The following is a 515-nucleotide window of genomic DNA, read 5'->3' on the forward strand; positions in this document are numbered from 1 at the left end:
TAAAAAAAGAGAACATCTTAATAGAGAGTTAGGGGATTATTTTATATCGAACAAAGGTTTCCTTCAGAAAGTGTATATTTTAAAAGCAAAATGCTGGGTTATGAGTACTATGGATGCTCCTGTCAGTGGGCTTTTCATGAAGTATCATCGCCTCGTAATTCAACTCGGGCACGGAACACCACTAAAAAACATCGGCCTTATGGATCAATCTGCTGGTTTAATGAAAAAATTATATTATAAAGTGATGAGCACAAATATTAGTTATTACTTAAGCCCATCAGATTACTTTTCAGATTACATAGGGAAAGCGTTTGGAGTAACAAACGAACAAGTTCTGGTAGCTAGGCAACCCCGATTAGATTCTATGAATAAATCCTGCTCAGAGTTTATAGAGAGTTTCAGAAAAAATAAGAATACAAAATTTACTCTTTATAGCCCTACATGGCGCCCATATGATGATGTTAGGCTATTCCCATTTCATGACTTCAATAAACATTTATTAAACAGTAAATTAG

General features: G+C 34.4%; 1 protein-coding gene. It reads left to right on the plus strand.

The genetic code is table 11. The annotated features are described in order from the left end of the window. On the plus strand, positions 1–515 hold a 515-nt coding region (locus AB4486_RS25295; RefSeq protein WP_372119473.1), incomplete at both ends, for a CDP-glycerol glycerophosphotransferase family protein.

Source organism: Vibrio sp. 10N.222.55.C6 (assembly GCF_041473395.1).
GTDB classification, from domain to species: Bacteria; Pseudomonadota; Gammaproteobacteria; order Enterobacterales; family Vibrionaceae; genus Vibrio; species Vibrio crassostreae_C.